Below are 15,048 nucleotides of genomic sequence, written 5' to 3'. Positions count from 1 at the left end.
ATCGTGCGATTCATGACAGCCAAGACCCTCCGCCGCGCCTTGAGCGCCGCCGGTGGAGCCCTGCTCATCTCCCTCGCCCTGCCCGCGTCCCCCGCTGCGGCCGTCGACCTGTCCCGGTGGGCCCCGATATCCAGCCTCGACAGCGGCAAGTGCCTGGAAGTGGGCGGCTGGTCCACCGCGAACGGCGCGGGCGTCAACCAGTGGGACTGCCACCCGGGTGCCAACCAGGAATGGACCGGGACCCCGTACGGGAGCGGATACCTCATCTACAACCGGCACAGCGGAAAGTGCCTCGAGGTCAAGGGTTGGTCCAGAGATAACGGCGCCGCCATCGGTCAGTGGGACTGCCATGGCGGTGTGAACCAGCAGTGGATGGTGCGCTACCCGGGAGAGAACTGGGTGACCCTGGTCAACGTGAACAGCGGCAAGTGCCTGGAGATCGGCGACTGACGCAAGGACAACGGCGCCCCTGCCACCCAGTGGGACTGCCACGGGGGCGAAAACCAGTACTGGCACTGACCAGCTCGTGCACGGCGAACGGTGAGATGTTGAGGACCCCGGCGGCCCGGTGCTGACCCGCAGCGGGCCGCCGGACCCGGTTCTCGCTCAGCCCACCGCGGTCTTCGACCGGCCCAGCACCCCCGGCTCTCCGTCCCGCCGTACACGAGCGCCGTCGGCCCGTCGGCCCGTCGGCCTCGGTCCTGGTGGCCGCCGTCGCCGGGAACTATCCCGGCGCTGCCGGCGGCCGGGGCGCCGCCTGCAGACGCCTTTCGTTCCGCCTGAGTTCTCTTCGATCTTGACTGACATTTCAGTCAGGTGTCACAGTGTGCCGCACACCCGCTTCCGGCACACCGGAGAAAGGAAGGGACACCATGCGTGTGACCAGGCCCGCGTGTCAGGGGGCGGCATGCCTCTGACGCCCACGGAGCGCGACCGGCTGCTGCTCTTCACGGCGGCCCAGCTCGCGCGGACACGCCTGGAGCGTGGGCTGCGGCTCAATGTGCCGGAGGCGACCGCGCTGATCGCCGACACGGTGTGCGAGGCCGCGCGCGACGGCCTCCACCTCGCGGAGGCGCTCGACCGCGGCCGTGGTGTCCTGGGCCCGGACGACGTGCTCCCCGGCGTCACCGACATCGTGACCGAGATCCAGGTCGAGGCCGTGTTCGAGGACGGCACCCGGCTTGCGGTCATCAGCGCGCCGTTCGGCGACGTGGAGCACGATGACGGCGCCCCCGGGGCCGTCCTGCCCCACACCGACGTGCTGCCGGAGCCGGAGCCGGAGGTCAGGCTGTGGGTCCGCAACGCGGCCGCGGTGCCGGTGAGCGTGACCTCGCACTTCCACTTCTTCGAGGCGAACCCCCGCCTCGACTTCGACCGCGCCGCCGCTTACGGCATGCGGCTCGCGGCCCCGGCCGGGTCGTCCACCCGGTTCGACCCCGGCGCCGTCGTCGAGGTCGGGCTCGTCCCGATGGGCGGGAACCGGATCGCGATCGGTTTCGCGGGCCTGGTCGACGGGCCGCTGGACGCGCCCGGCGCGAAGTCCGAAGCCCTGCGGCGCGCCGCCGCCTGCGGCTACCTGGGAGCGAAGGGGGCGGAGCGATGAGCAAGCCCACGAGACACGGTGACCACTGCGCGCCCGGCGAGAGCCGGCACATCGACCCGCAGGAGTACGCCACCGTGCACGGCCCCCGCGCGGGGGACCGGGTCCGCCTCGGCGACTCCGGGCTCGTCGTCCGGGTGGAGTCGGACTCGCAGGCGTACGGGGACGAGTTCCTGGCCGGGTTCGGCAAGACGGCCCGCGACGGCATGCACCTGAAGGCCGCGGCCGTCCGCGAGACCTGCGACGTCGTGATCACGAACGCCCTGGTGATCGACGCCGTGCTCGGCATCCGCAAGGTGTCCATCGGTATCCGCGAGGGCCGCATCCACGCGATCGGACGGGCCGGCAACCCCGACACCCTCGACGGCGTCGACGTCGTCGTCGGCACCGGCACCACGATGATCCCGGGCGAGGGCCTCATCGCCACCGCCGGCGCGATCGACACCCACGTCCACCTCCTGTCGCCGCGGATCATGGAGGCCTCGCTCGCCAGCGGCGTCACCACGATCATCGGCCAGGAGATCGGCCCGAGCTGGGGCGTCGGCGTGAACTCGCCCTGGGCCCTGAAGCTCGGCTTCAACGCCTTCGACGCCTGGCCGGTGAACATCGGCTTCCTGGCCCGCGGCTCCGCCTCCGACGAGGCACCCCTGGTCGAGGCCCTCACCGAGGGCGGCGCCTGCGGTTTCAAGGTCCACGAGGACATGGGCGCCCACACCCGGGCCCTCGACACCGCCCTGCGGGTCGCCGAGGAGCACGACGTGCAGGTCGCCCTGCACAGCGACGGCCTGAACGAGTGCCTGTCGGTCGAGGACACCCTGCGCGTCCTGGAAGGCCGTACGATCCACGCCTTCCACATCGAGGGCTGCGGTGGCGGGCACGTCCCCAACGTCCTGAAGATGGCGGGTGTGCCGAACGTCATCGGCTCCTCCACCAACCCCACGCTCCCCTTCGGCCGCGACGCCATCGCCGAGCACTACGGGATGATCGTCTCCGTCCACGCGCTCAAGACGGACCTGCCCGGCGACGCCGCCATGGCGCGCGACCGGATCAGGGCCGGGACGATGGGTGCGGAGGACGTCCTGCACGACCTCGGCGCGATCGGGATCACCTCGTCCGACGCCCAGGGCATGGGAAGGGCCGGCGAGACCGTACGCCGGACCTTCGCCATGGCCGGGAAGATGAAGGCCGAGCTCGGGCCCCTGGAGGGCGACGGAGAGCACGACGACAACGCGCGCGTGCTGCGCTACATCGCCAAGCTCACCATCAACCCCGCCATCGCCCACGGCCTCGCCCACGAGATCGGCTCGATCGAGATCGGCAAGCTCGCGGACATCGTCCTGTGGCGCCCGCCGTTCTTCGGCGCCAAGCCGCAGATGGTCCTCAAGGCGGGCTTCCCGGCCTACGGCGTCACGGGCGATCCGAACGCCGCCACCGACACCTGCGAGCCCCTGGTCCTCGGCCCCCTCTTCGGTGCCCACGGCGCCGCTCCGGCCGATCTCTCGGTGGCCTTCGTCAGTCGCGCGGTGGCCGAGTCCGCTTCCTTCGGGGCGCCGCACGACAACCTGGCCACCCGGCGCAGGCGGGTCGCCGTGCGGGGGACCCGTGGCATCGGCCCGGCCGACATGCTGCACAACGCCCGCCTGGGGCAGGTCGACGTCGACCCGCGCAGCGGTCTCGTGACCCTCGACGGCGATCCGATGCGCTCCGAACCGGCGCAGCAGGTGTCACTGAGCAGGCTGTACTTCCTCTGATCCGGCCGGTCGGCCGAATCCGCAAAGCCGTGTCTGTCCTCTTGACTGAATTTTCAGTCGAGAGGAGGATGCTGTTCACACCGCGTACCCGTCCCGCGCTTCCGCCAGGCAGAGCCGGCCACCGCCGACGGGTACTTCTGGCGAAACGAAGAGAGACCCGTGATGACTGCATTCCGTATGCCTGCCGAGTGGTCCGCGCACGAGGGGTGCCTGATGGCCTGGCCCGTACGGGAGGACCTGTGGGACAGCGTCCTGGAGGAGGTCAAGGAGGAGTACGCGAACGTCGCCCGCGCGATCAACGCGTTCGAGACCGTCACCATGGTCGCCCCGCCCGGCCACGGCGACGAGGGCCGGGCGAAGTGCGGTGACGGGATCACCGTCGTGGAGATCCCGCAGGACGACTCCTGGTTCCGCGACTCCGCCCCGATCTTCGTGCTCGACGCGGACGGCAACCGCGCCGGAGTGGACTTCCGCTTCAACGCCTGGGGGCGCAAGCACAGCCCGTACGACTCCGACGACCGGATCAGCGCCCTGATCCTGGAGCACCTCGGCGTCGAGCGCATCGCCTCCGACATGATCCTTGAGGGCGGGGCGATCACGGTCGACGGCGAGGGCACCCTGATCACCACCGAGCAGTGCCTGCTCCACCCCAACCGGAACCCCGGGATGAACCGGGACGAGATCGAGACGGAACTGAAATCCCAGCTCGGCGTCGAGAAGGTTGTCTGGCTTCCGTACGGCGGTCTGCTCGACACCGAGACCGACGGGCACGTCGACGGCGTCTGCGCCTTCGCCGCTCCCGGCAAGGTCGTGGTCTCGCTGCCCGACGACCCCGCGCACGCCGACTACGCCCGGATGCGAGCCAACCGCGCGGTGCTCGAGGCCTCCACCGACGCGCAGGGACGGCCGTTCGAGATCGTCGACGTCCCGCAGACGGTGTTCGTCGACATCGCCGGCGGCGAGGTCGAGGTGTCGTACCTCAACTACTACGTGGCCAACGGCGGCGTCGTCGTGCCCGTGGCAGGCCTGCCCCGGGACGACGAGGCCCTCGCGGTCATCGCAGCGGCGTACCCCGGCCGGAAGGTCGTCGGGGTGCGGGCGCCCGGCATCGCCTACGGCGGCGGCGGGGTCCACTGCATCACGCAGCAGATCCCCGCGGTCCACACCACCGCCTGACGAGAACGGAACGCCCCCGGAGGGCCGCACCGGCGGCCCTCCGGCCCCCGCACCCCTGACGGACATCACGGAAAGAGAGCGCGACGATGACCCCATCCCTGCCCTTCGGCAGCAGACGCCCCCGCAGCAGGCGCGGACGGATCGCCGTGACGACGGCCGCCCTCACCTCCCTCCTGGCCCTCGCGGCCTGCTCCGGCCCCCCGAAGGACACGGGCGTCACCGGAGGCGAGGTCAAGCTCTCCGCCTCGACACCCCCGGCCCGCGGCGAGATCGACTCCTTCAGCTGGGCCGTCTACGCCGAGCCGCCCACCCTCGACTACACGCTCGCGTTCGACTACCCGCAGAACACGATCCTGTCGAACGTGTGCGAGAGCCTGATGCGCTGGACGCCGGGCCTCACCCTGGAGCCCGGTCTCGCCGAGAAGGCGTCGAACCCGGACCCCACCACCTGGGTCTACGACCTGCGCTCCGGCGTGCGCTTCCACGACGGCAGGACGATGTCCGCCGACGACGTGGTCTACAGCTTCGGCCGGCAGACGGATCCGAACAACGCCGCCGCCTGGGCGCAGACCTTCCAGAACGTCGCCTCCCTACGCAAGACCGGCCCCCTCCAGGTCACCGTCAAGCTCAAGAAGCCCGACTCCCAGTTCCCCCAGTACATGGCGACCGCCGCGGGCGTCGTCGCCTCCAAGGCGGGCGTCGAGGCGGCCGGCAAGAACTACGGCACCACCGGCGACCTCGCCTGCACCGGCCCGTACAAGCTCGGCACCTGGAGCAAGGGCCAGTCGATCGAACTCGACCGCTTCGACGGCTACTGGGGCACCAGGGCCAAGGCGAAGAAGGCCGTCTTCCGGGTCCTCACCGACCCCTCGGCCCGCACCAACGCCATGCTCAGCGGCGACGTCGACGGCGGCTACCTGATCCCCACCGAGAGCTACGGCCGCCTCCGCGACAGCGGCGTCGGCACCCTCTTCTTCGGCGAGGGCCTCAGCACGGTCAACGTCAACATCACCGACATGAAGGGCCCGCTCGGCGACCTCCGGGTCCGCAAGGCCCTGTCCCTCGCCCTCGACCGGTCCGGGTTCGTCAAGGCCGGACTCGGCGGCGCCGGCACCGCCACCTCCTCGCTCACCACCCGCGCCGCCTGGGCCGGAGCCTCCGAGCCGACCCTCAAGACCGCCTTCGACACGCTGCCGCCCACCGCCCAGGACATCGAGAAGGCCAAGGCCCTGATCAAGGAGGCCGGCGCCACCGGCAGGACTCTGACGGTCGCCACCAGCTCCATCGGCCAGGACGTCTCCCTCCTCGCGACCGCCGTCCAGGCCGCCGGGACCCAGATCGGGCTGAAGATCAACCTCAAGACCGTCGCGCCCAACGCGTTCACGGCGCTCTTCACCGACCCCGAGGCGCGCGAGGGCATCGACATGTTCCCGCTCACCTACTACGACTCGATCACCGACCCGCTGGACCTGCTGCAGAACTTCAAGACCGGCGCCTACATGAACTTCGCCGGCTACAGCGACAAGGAGTACGACTCCCTCGTCGAGCGGGCCACCGCCGTCTACCCGCACGACGAGCGGCTGAAGATCGAGGCCGAACTGCAGAAGCGGGCGGCCGAGCAGCTGCTCTGGATCCCGGTCGCCGAGTGGCCCACCGCGGTCTTCCTCAACAAGAAGATCACCGGAGCCCCCACCACCATCGCGTACATGTACTACCCGTGGGCCGCCGACGTCGGCGCGGCCGAGGCCGGAGCCACGCGGTGAACTTCCTGAGATTCGCCGCACGCCGGGTGGCGGAGATGGCCGCCACCCTGCTCGCAGCGTCGTTCGTCGTCTTCGGCGCCATGTACCTGGCGCCGGGCAACCCGGCCAGCTTCCTGCTCTCCGGACGCTCCGCCTCGCCTGAGGCCCTCGCCGCGATCAACGCCCAGTACCACCTGAACGACCCGTTCTTCGTCCGGTACCTCAGCTGGCTCGGCGACATCCTGCAGGGCGACTTCGGGCGCTCCCTCACCTACCGCACCGACGTCTCCCGGATCCTGGCCGACCGCCTCCCGACCACACTCCTGCTCGTCGTGATGGCGCTGGTCGTGGTCGTCGTGATCGGCCTGGTCCTGGGCTGGGTCGCCGCCGTCCGCGGCGGCGGCACCGACTCCACCATCCTCGTCGGGACCACGTTCGCCGTCGGCACCCCGTCCTTCGTCGCGGCCGTCCTCCTCCAGGGTCTCTTCGCCGTCAACCTCGGCTGGTTCCCCAGCAGCGGCTCCGGCGACGGCTTCCTCGACAAGGTCTGGCACCTCACCCTCCCGGCCATCGCCCTCGCGCTCTACCTGATCGGCATGCTCGCCCGGGTCACCCGGTCCGCCATGCTCGAAGCCCTCGACAGCGAGCACGTCACCGTCGCCCGCAGCCGGGGCGTCCCCGAGCGCCAGGTCATCAGCCGCCACGTGTTCCGCAACTCGCTGGGCACCGTCCTCACCACCGGCGGACTGATCGTCTCCACCCTCCTGGTCTGCACGATCCTCGTGGAGACCGCCTTCAGCATCGGCGGCGTCGGCCAGCTCCTCGAGCTGTCCACCACGACCAAGGACTTCCCGACCGTCCAGGCCATCTCCTTGATCATCGTCGCTCTCTTCATGACCGTGAACCTGATCGTCGACCTGGTGCTGCCCCTGGTCGACCCGCGGATCACCCTCGGATCGAGGAGTTCCTCCGTATGACCGCCGTCCTGACCCGCCGGCCCGGACTCGCGAAGATCCGCACCGCCCGGTCCCCGCTGTACCTGGTCTGCCTCGGCCTCGTCGCGCTCGTCACCGTCGCCGCGCTCCTCGCGCCGTGGCTGGTGCCGTACGACCCCAACGCGATCGACCTCGGCAACGCCCTGGCCGCCCCCTCCCCGGAGCACCTCCTCGGTGTGGACGCCGCCGGCCGCGACACGCTGTCCCGGCTCCTCCTCGGCGCCCGCACCTCGCTCCTCGGCCCCCTCGGGGTCGTGGTCTTCTCGACCGTCGCCGGCGTCGCGGTCGGCATGGCCGCGGGCTGGCGGGGCGGCTGGCTCGACTCGGTCCTGTCCCGCAGCACCGAACTGGTCTTCGCCTTCCCCGGCATGCTCCTCGCCATCCTGATCATCTCGATCTACGGCGAAGGACTCCTCGCCCCCGTCATCGCCCTCTCGCTCGCGTACCTGCCGTACGTCAGCCGTCTCACCCGCTCCCTCGTACTGGCCGAGCGCAAGCGCCCCTACGTCAGCGCCTACCAGGTCCAGGGACACTCCGCCCTCCAGATCTGCCTGCGCCATGTCCTGCCCAACATCGCCCCCGTCGTCCTCGCCCAGTCCACCATCAACTTCGGCTACGCACTGATGGACCTCGCCGGCCTGTCGTTCCTCGGCCTCGGCGTACCCGCGCTCACCCCCGACTGGGGCCGCATGGTCTTCGACGGCCAGACGGCCATCCAGCACGGCTACCCGCTGTCCGCGATCCTGCCCTGCGTCTTCATCGTGCTCACCGTCGTCGCCTTCAACGTGGTCGGAGAACGCTGGGCCGACCGCGTCGCCAGGAGAGATCGATGAACCAACCGCACACGCTCGACGTCCAAGGGCTGCGCATCACCCTGCCCGGCACGGCCCGCCCCGTCCTCGACGGCGTCGACCTCCACGTCGGCGCCGGCGAGACCGTCGCCCTCGTCGGCGAATCCGGGTCCGGCAAGACCCTCACCTCCCGCAGCGCCCTGAACCTGCTGCCGCCCGGCGCCGTCGTCGAAGGCGCCGTCAGGGTGCGCGGCGAGGACGTGCTCACCATGAACGCCGACCAGTTGCGCGCCCTGCGCACCGGGACGGTGTCCATGATCTTCCAGGACCCCCGGGCGGCCCTCAACCCGCTGCGCCGCATCGGCGACTTCCTCGTCGAGAGCGTGACCCTGACCGGCGGCATGAGCCGGGCGGACGCCTCCGCACGCGCCGTCGAACTCCTCAGGGCCGTCGGTCTCGACGAGTCCGCCCTGCGCAAGTACCCCGGCCAGGTCTCCGGCGGCATGCTGCAGCGCGTCATGATCGCCGCCGGCCTGATGGGCGACCCGGCCCTCGTCCTCGCCGACGAACCCACCACGGCGCTCGACGTCACCACCCAGGCCGAGGTCATCGCCCTGCTGGCCGAACTCCGCGCACGCTTCGGCACCGGCCTGCTCTTCGTCACCCACGACCTCGACCTCGCCGCCGCCATCAGCGACCGCGTCTACGTCATGTACGCCGGCCGGATCGCGGAGAGCGGCCCCGCCGAGGCCCTCTTCGCGCGGCCCCGGCACCCGTACACCTCGGCCCTGCTCGCCTCCACCCCCCGGCTGGAAGCCCCGCGGGGGAGGCTCGCCGCCATCGACGGCCGGCCCCCGGACCTCCGGCAGGAACTCGTCGGCTGCCCGTTCGCCGCCCGCTGCCACCTGGCCACCGAGATCTGCGACCAGCAGGCCCCCGAGCCGCGTCCCGCACCCGGCCGACCGCACCACCAGGCCGCCTGTCACCACAGCGACCGCCTCGAAGGGAGCACCGTCGATGCCTGACAACGTCCTGGAAGCCGTCGGCCTCCACCGCGCCTACGGGAGCGTCCGCGCCGTCGACGACGTGTCCTTCACCCTCCCCGAGGGCGGATCCCTGGGCATCGTCGGCGAATCCGGATCCGGCAAGACCACCACCGCCCGGATCATCGTCGGCCTCGAACGGGCCGACACCGGAGACGTCCTCGTCCGCGGACAGGCCCGCGGCGCCCGCGGCCGCGGCCGCGCCCGCCGCCTGGCACGCGCGCGCGAGGTCCAGATGGTCTTCCAGGACCCGTACCTCTCCCTCGACCCGCGGACCAGCGTCGAGCAGGTCCTGCGCGAGACCCTGCGCCTGCACTTCCCCGACGCCGACCACGACCGGCGCGTCCGCGAGCTCCTCGACCAGGTCGGCCTGGGCACCCGCGCCGCCGACGCGCGGCCCCGCCAGCTCTCCGGCGGCCAGCGCCAGCGCGTCGCCATCGCCCGCGCCCTCGCCGTGGAACCTGCCGTCCTCGTCCTCGACGAGGCCGTCGCCGCGCTCGACGTCTCCGTGCAGGCCCAGATCCTCAACCTCCTCGCCGACATCCGCGAGGAGACCCGCATCGGCTACCTCTTCATCACGCACGACCTCGGCGTGGTCCGCTGCGTCACCGACGACGTCATCGTCATGCGCCAGGGCCGCGTCGTCGAGGCCGGCCGCACGGCCGAGGTGCTCGCCGCGCCCCAGCACCCCTACACCCGACTCCTCCTGGAGTCCGTGCCCCGCCCCGGCTGGGACCCCGAGGCCATCGCCGCCGCCCGCCGGGCGCTCTGACCACGACACGCCTCCCGCCGCGACGCGCCGCACCTCCCGTGCGCCGCACCCGCGGCGCACCGTCCCCGCGAGGGACCGCGCCCCGACGCACAGCCCTCGCGGCGCACCACCCTCTCGCGGCGCACCGCGCCCCCACGCACGGCGTTCGCGGAGGACCGCCCTCGCACCGAACTCGGCGGCGGGGACCGGGCGGCACCGACCGCGCCCGCACCACACCCCGCCTCCGCCGCCGACACCCCCACCGCGCACGTACGTTGACACAGGAGGTCAACCATGAACCATCATGTCGCCCGCCATGCGGGCCCCGGTCTGAACAGGCGCCGGTTCCTGGCGGCGGCCGGTCTGACCGCCGCCGCCGGCGCCGCCATCACGACGGCCGTCCAGAGCCGCGCCGGGGCCGCGCCGTCCGCCCGCTCCTTCCGGGTCCCGGTGGAGGACGTCCGCCACACCCGTACGTGGATGGCGTTCCCGGACAGCACCTCGATCTGGGGCGGCAAGCTGAGCGGCGTACAGGCCGACATCGCCCTGATCGCCCGCACCATCGCCCGGTACGAGCCGGTCGTCCTCTGCGCCAACCCCGGCAGCGCCGCCAAGGCGCGCACGATGTGCGGCCCCACCGTCACCGTCATCAACTCGATCCCGGTCGACGACTGCTGGATGCGCGACACGGGCCCGGTCTTCCGCCGGGACGGCTACGGCGGCCTCGACACCGTCGGCCTCAACTTCAACGGCTGGGGCGGCAAGCAGGCCCACTCCAGGGACGCCCTGGTGGCCGAGCGGATCGCCGCGCACGTGGGCGTGCCGTTCACCTACGCCGACCTGGTCGGCGAGGGCGGTGCCATCGAACAGGACGGCGCCGGCACCCTGATGGCCACCCGCAGCAGCCTCGTGAACCGCAACCGGAACCCCGGGATGTCGGAGCGCGACCTGGAGCGGGCGATGTGCGACGCGTACGGCGCGTCCAAGGTCATCTGGTTCGACGGCGTCTACGGCCAGGACATCACCGACGACCACGTCGACGCGACCTCGCGCTTCCTCTCGCCCGGCGAGGCCCTCGTCCAGATGCCCGTCGCCGGCGACAACGACGCCTACGCCCGCGACGCCCGGAAGCAGTACGACAGGCTCTCGGTCTCGACGACCGCCTCCGGTCGCACGATGGACGTGATGCGCCTCCAGGGCCCGGACTACAACAAGATCCGCTCCACCAACCGGGACTTCCTCGCCTCGTACGCGAACTTCTACCTCTGCAACGACGCGGTGATCTCGGCCCAGTTCGGCGACAAGAGGGCCGACGAGGCCGCGCGGGCGACCCTGTCCCGCCTGTACCCCGACCGGTACATCGAGCAGATCAACATCGACCGTCTCGGCACGGGCGGCGGGGGCATCCACTGCGTCACCCAGCAGCAGCCCGTCGCCTGAGCCGACATGACTGAAAGTTTCGTCAGTGAGTTCCGTCTCGGCCATTGACTGAAATTTGAGTCAGTCCCTAATGTGAGCGCACCGTACAGCGCCTGCGGTCACCGCGGGCGCTGTGCCGATTCATGGACGCATCCCTGAACAGGAGCCCACATGGGGCCAGTTGTCTCGCAGACGCATGATTCCGCCTCGCACGCGGGCATCGAACAGCACTCGATCGACTGGGTGCCCCTCTCTGAACGGCACGGCAAACCGTCCAGCGTCGGGGCCATCTGGTTCGTCGGCAACCTCAACCTCACGGGCCTGGCGACCGGCGTCGTGACACTCTCCATGGGGGCCTCGCTCGTCTGGACGGTGGTCGCCACCGTCCTCGGCTCGCTCTTCGGGACGTTCTTCATGGCGTTCCACTCCGCCCAGGGCCCCCAGCTGGGCCTGCCCCAACTGGTCCAATCCCGACCGCAGTTCGGCTACCTGGGTGCCGCCCTCACCGTGTGGATCTTCGCCCTCGTCAACTACGTGGCCTTCAACACCTCCGACGCCCTGCTTTCGGGCCAGGCCATGAACCTGCTCACCGGCATACCCAACGGCATCGGCTATCTGCTGGCCGCCGCGGTGGCGACGGTGATCGCCCTCTTCGGGTACGAGTGGATCCACCGGATCAACAAGTGGCTCACCTGGCCGTTCGTCGTGGTCACCGCGGCGATCACCGCGGCCGCCCTGTTCGGCGGCGGCCTGCCGGACGGCGTCTGGACGGCCGGCCCGTTCGAACTCGCTCCCTTCATGCTGGTGTTCGTCTTCGTCGCCGGCTTCCAGCTGGGCTGGGCGCCGTACGTCTCGGACTACTCGCGCTACCTGAGACCCGACGTCCCCGTCCGCAGCACCTTCTGGTGGACCTACCTGCCGAGCGCGATCTCCGGCATCTGGGTGTTCGTCCTCGGAGCCGTGGTCTCGGCCGGCGCCCCCGAGGGCACCGACCCGGTGACCGCCCTGAAGCTGGCGGCCGACCGGCTGTTCGACGGCTTCGGCACGATCGCGGTGATCGTCCTCCTCGTGGGACTGCTCTCCATCATGGCGATCAACCAGTACGGCGGCAGCCTCACCATGATCTCGATCGTCGACTCGTTCCGCCCGGTCAAGCCGACGCGCTCGATCCGCGTCGCCACCATCGGCATCATGCTGGTGGCCGTCGGGACGGTCTCCACCCTCGTCGGCATCGACCAGTTCAACTGGTTCTTCGCGAACGTCGTCGTGGTCCTGACCTACCTGTTCATCCCGTGGACGGCCATCAACCTGGTCGACTTCTTCTTCGTGCGACGCGGCCAGTACGTCGTCAAGGAGATCTTCAACCCGAACGGCATCTACGGCCGATGGGGCTGGCGCGGAAACCTCGCCTACGTGATCGGCCTGGCCTGCATGGCCCCGTTCATGGTCATCACGGGCCTCTTCGTCGGACCCGTGGCCAAGATCCTCGGCGGCGTCGACTGCTCGGTCTTCGTCGGCCTGCCGGTGGCGGGCGCCCTCTACTGGGCCTTCGCCCGAAGCCTCGATCTGACCACCGAACGCCGGATGGTCCGGGAGGAGGGGCTGCTGGACCGCCTGCACTGAGCACACGCGCCTGCACGTACAGAACCTTTGCGAGAAGGAGCACCACGTGAACACAGAGCACGACGGCGAACGCCCCGGCATCAGCCGCAGATCCCTCCTGGCCCGGACCGGAGCGGCAGCCGCCGCCCTGGCGGTGGGACCCGTCCTCGGCGGCATCCAGCCGGCCATGGCCGCCTCCTGGCGCGTCCCGGGCGAGGACGCCCCGCACAAGCGGACCTGGATGGCCTGGCCGTCCAGCTACACGATCTGGGGCAACCTGCTGTCCAAGATCCAGGCCGACATCGCCAAGCTGGCCAAGGAGGTCGCCAAGTACGAACCGGTGATCATGTGCGCGGACGGCTCCTCGGCCGCCTCGCAGGCCAGGACGGCGTGCGGATCCACCGTCACCGTGATCAGCTCCATCCCGGTGTCGGACTGCTGGATGCGGGACACCGGCCCGCTGTTCCGCGTCGACGGGGCCGGCGGCCTCGACTCCATCGGCCTGAACTTCAACGCCTGGGGCGAGAACGCCACCACCTTCTACGGCCTCCCCTACTCCGCCTACGACAAGGACCGCCTCGTGGCCGGACGGGTCGCCTCCTACGCGGGCGTCCCCTTCGCCAAGGCGTCCGTGATCGGCGAGGGCGGCGGCGTCGAGTACGACGGCGACGGCACGCTGATGGCGACCGAGAGCTGCTGGGTGAACAGCAACCGCAATCCCGGCAAGACGCGCAGCCAGATCGAGGCCGAACTGCTCGCCCGCTTCGGCGCCCAGAAGATGATCTGGCTGCCCGGCGTGAAGGGGCAGGACGTCACCGACGGCCACATCGACGGCACCGCCCGCTACATCAAGCCCGGTGTGGTGATGGTGCAGCTGGCCGGCGCCGTACGCCCCGACGTGTGGACCGCCAACGCCCAGGCCATGTACAACACCCTGGTCAACGCGACCGACGCCAAGGGCCGCCGCCTCCAGGTCCTGACCATCGAGGGCCCCGACACCCTGCCCCGCATCTCCGCGGGCAAGCAGGCGGACTTCCTCAGCTCCTACATGAACTGGACGGTGACCAACTCGGCCATCATCACCACGCAGTTCGGCGACACCGCCAAGGACGCCGCGGCCAAGGCGGCCATCTCCGCCGCCTACGGCCGACCCGTCGTCCAGCTCAACCTCGACAACCTCTACGGCAACGGCGGCGGCGGAGCCCACTGCGTGACCATGCAGGAGCCCAATCGCTGACCTGACGCGCCAGTCATCCCCTGAGTGACCGGCCCGGGCCTCGTGCGTCGAGGCCCGGGCCGTTCCAGGGGAGGCGTACCGCCGGGCCGGCCCGGAACTGCTCCCGCCCTCAAGCCGGGTTGATCCACACCGCGTCGAAGTCCCTCGCGGTGAACAGTGACGTGAAGCCCTTCCAGTACACGCCGGTCGTCAGGGGGTAGTCGCTGTCCACGGCGAGAGTGACAGGATCGGCGCGCACGTACTGGTCGCCCTTGAAGATGTATGCCTTCCCGTTGGGAAGACGGACGGCGTCGTCTATGTCGGATCCGAATCCCGCGTCGGCGAGGCTCGGTACGAGGGTCGAGATCTTGTCCGGACCCTTGATGATCCCGGCCGGGACGGAAAGCCGCAGGCATTCGCTGTCGTGGAAGAACCAACACGTTCCGTCCCCCACGTCGAGGGCGCCGTCGATGTAGTTCTCGAACCCGGTACCCGTGAGGTCGGTCGTCCATCCGTGGGTGATGGGCCACGGGTAAGGGGGCTCGCCCGCCAGGTCGACGATGTTGTTCGCCGCGATGCTGTAGCGGACGTATTTCCCTCCCTTGTAGAAGTAGACGAATCCCGAGCCGTCGTTCACGGCGGCATCGAGCCCATCGGCGAAACCACGCGCGGCCATGCTGCCCCAGTTCGTCGCGATGGGCTTCACGTACTCGACGGTGCCGGGGTCCGGGTCCAGCTTGTAGCGTGCGTAATGGCCGGCCTTGATGAAATAGACCTTCGCTCCCATGGTGCGCCTCCTCGAAGGCGTCAACTCCTTTGCACTGCCTGCAATCCATGCTCCTCGCCGAGGACCTGACAGGCAAACGTGACTACCGTCCGTATCCGGATTCCGATGGTTGACGGGGCATCTACCGATCGGTCATCTGCCCGCTGGCAGGCCCTTGCTGACGATGAAATACTGA

At 70.4% G+C, this 15,048-nt stretch carries 13 protein-coding genes; 12 read left to right on the top strand and 1 reads right to left on the bottom strand.

All coding sequences use genetic code 11. The features are described from left to right. Positions 1–12 precede the first annotated feature (12 nt). From MRBLMG1_RS19665 to MRBLMG1_RS19610, 12 genes are all read left to right on the top strand, one after another. Positions 13–450, top strand: coding sequence for an RICIN domain-containing protein (locus MRBLMG1_RS19665; RefSeq protein WP_367825373.1), 438 nt, complete (start codon positions 13–15; stop codon positions 448–450). Positions 451–907: 457 nt separating this feature from the next. Beyond that, the gene (ureA, locus tag MRBLMG1_RS19660) at positions 908–1,603 is read left to right on the top strand and encodes an urease subunit gamma (protein ID WP_367825372.1); all 696 of its coding nucleotides are present in this window, start codon (positions 908–910) and stop codon (positions 1,601–1,603) included. Beyond that, on the top strand, positions 1,600–3,351 hold the full coding sequence (locus tag MRBLMG1_RS19655) for an urease subunit alpha (protein ID WP_367825371.1): 1,752 nt from the start codon (positions 1,600–1,602) through the stop codon (positions 3,349–3,351). The genes ureA and MRBLMG1_RS19655 overlap by 4 nt, the downstream gene beginning before the upstream one ends. Positions 3,352–3,513: 162 nt before the next feature. Beyond that, the gene (locus MRBLMG1_RS19650; protein ID WP_367825370.1) at positions 3,514–4,527 is read left to right on the top strand and encodes an agmatine deiminase family protein; all 1,014 of its coding nucleotides are present in this window, start codon (positions 3,514–3,516) and stop codon (positions 4,525–4,527) included. 86 nt (positions 4,528–4,613) lie between these two features. Continuing rightward, positions 4,614–6,290, top strand: coding sequence for an ABC transporter substrate-binding protein (locus MRBLMG1_RS19645; protein ID WP_367825369.1), 1,677 nt, complete (start codon positions 4,614–4,616; stop codon positions 6,288–6,290). After that, entirely contained in the window at positions 6,287–7,246 is a 960-nt protein-coding gene (locus MRBLMG1_RS19640) for an ABC transporter permease (RefSeq protein WP_367825368.1), read from the top strand. The genes MRBLMG1_RS19645 and MRBLMG1_RS19640 overlap by 4 nt, the downstream gene beginning before the upstream one ends. Then, the gene (locus MRBLMG1_RS19635) at positions 7,243–8,097 is read left to right on the top strand and encodes an ABC transporter permease (RefSeq protein WP_367825367.1); all 855 of its coding nucleotides are present in this window, start codon (positions 7,243–7,245) and stop codon (positions 8,095–8,097) included. The genes MRBLMG1_RS19640 and MRBLMG1_RS19635 overlap by 4 nt, the downstream gene beginning before the upstream one ends. Continuing rightward, positions 8,094–9,080 (top strand): ABC transporter ATP-binding protein, encoded by a 987-nt coding sequence (locus MRBLMG1_RS19630; RefSeq protein WP_367825366.1) that lies wholly within the window; start codon positions 8,094–8,096, stop codon positions 9,078–9,080. The genes MRBLMG1_RS19635 and MRBLMG1_RS19630 overlap by 4 nt, the downstream gene beginning before the upstream one ends. Beyond that, on the top strand, positions 9,073–9,870 hold the full coding sequence (locus MRBLMG1_RS19625; protein ID WP_367825365.1) for an ABC transporter ATP-binding protein: 798 nt from the start codon (positions 9,073–9,075) through the stop codon (positions 9,868–9,870). Before MRBLMG1_RS19630 ends, MRBLMG1_RS19625 begins: the two co-directional genes overlap by 8 nt. Before the next feature lie 273 nt (positions 9,871–10,143). Continuing rightward, complete coding sequence (locus MRBLMG1_RS19620) at positions 10,144–11,289, top strand: agmatine deiminase family protein (RefSeq protein WP_367825364.1); 1,146 nt, start codon at positions 10,144–10,146, stop codon at positions 11,287–11,289. Between the two features lie 150 nt (positions 11,290–11,439). After that, entirely contained in the window at positions 11,440–12,891 is a 1,452-nt protein-coding gene (locus tag MRBLMG1_RS19615; protein ID WP_367825363.1) for a purine-cytosine permease family protein, read from the top strand. 46 nt (positions 12,892–12,937) lie between these two features. Then, positions 12,938–14,107: an agmatine deiminase family protein gene (locus MRBLMG1_RS19610; protein ID WP_367825362.1), complete on the top strand. Its 1,170-nt coding sequence runs from the start codon at positions 12,938–12,940 to the stop codon at positions 14,105–14,107. Between the two features lie 109 nt (positions 14,108–14,216). Here the strand turns inward: MRBLMG1_RS19610 and MRBLMG1_RS19605 are convergent, their stop codons facing one another. Continuing rightward, complete coding sequence (locus MRBLMG1_RS19605) at positions 14,217–14,873, bottom strand: hemopexin repeat-containing protein (RefSeq protein ID WP_367825361.1); 657 nt, start codon at positions 14,871–14,873, stop codon at positions 14,217–14,219. Between the last annotated feature and the right edge of the window lie 175 nt (positions 14,874–15,048).

This window comes from Streptomyces sp. LMG1-1-1.1, from assembly GCF_040815545.1.
Classification (GTDB): Bacteria; Actinomycetota; Actinomycetes; order Streptomycetales; family Streptomycetaceae; genus Streptomyces.
The sequence above is the reverse complement of the archived record's forward strand: the minus strand, read 5'-3'. Positions and strand labels throughout refer to the sequence as shown.

What these genes read in the sequence shown, in the direction of transcription:
- MRBLMG1_RS19665 (WP_367825373.1), top strand. Translation starts at nt 13, where the DNA reads ATGACAGCCAAGACCCTCCGCCGCGCCTTGAGCGCCGCCGGTGGAGCC.
- ureA (WP_367825372.1), top strand. Translation starts at nt 908, where the DNA reads ATGCCTCTGACGCCCACGGAGCGCGACCGGCTGCTGCTCTTCACGGCG.
- MRBLMG1_RS19655 (WP_367825371.1), top strand. Translation starts at nt 1,600, where the DNA reads ATGAGCAAGCCCACGAGACACGGTGACCACTGCGCGCCCGGCGAGAGC.
- MRBLMG1_RS19650 (WP_367825370.1), top strand. Translation starts at nt 3,514, where the DNA reads ATGACTGCATTCCGTATGCCTGCCGAGTGGTCCGCGCACGAGGGGTGC.
- MRBLMG1_RS19645 (WP_367825369.1), top strand. Translation starts at nt 4,614, where the DNA reads ATGACCCCATCCCTGCCCTTCGGCAGCAGACGCCCCCGCAGCAGGCGC.
- MRBLMG1_RS19635 (WP_367825367.1), top strand. Translation starts at nt 7,243, where the DNA reads ATGACCGCCGTCCTGACCCGCCGGCCCGGACTCGCGAAGATCCGCACC.
- MRBLMG1_RS19630 (WP_367825366.1), top strand. Translation starts at nt 8,094, where the DNA reads ATGAACCAACCGCACACGCTCGACGTCCAAGGGCTGCGCATCACCCTG.
- MRBLMG1_RS19625 (WP_367825365.1), top strand. Translation starts at nt 9,073, where the DNA reads ATGCCTGACAACGTCCTGGAAGCCGTCGGCCTCCACCGCGCCTACGGG.
- MRBLMG1_RS19620 (WP_367825364.1), top strand. Translation starts at nt 10,144, where the DNA reads ATGAACCATCATGTCGCCCGCCATGCGGGCCCCGGTCTGAACAGGCGC.
- MRBLMG1_RS19615 (WP_367825363.1), top strand. Translation starts at nt 11,440, where the DNA reads ATGGGGCCAGTTGTCTCGCAGACGCATGATTCCGCCTCGCACGCGGGC.
- MRBLMG1_RS19605 (WP_367825361.1), bottom strand. Translation starts at nt 14,873, where the DNA reads ATGGGAGCGAAGGTCTATTTCATCAAGGCCGGCCATTACGCACGCTAC.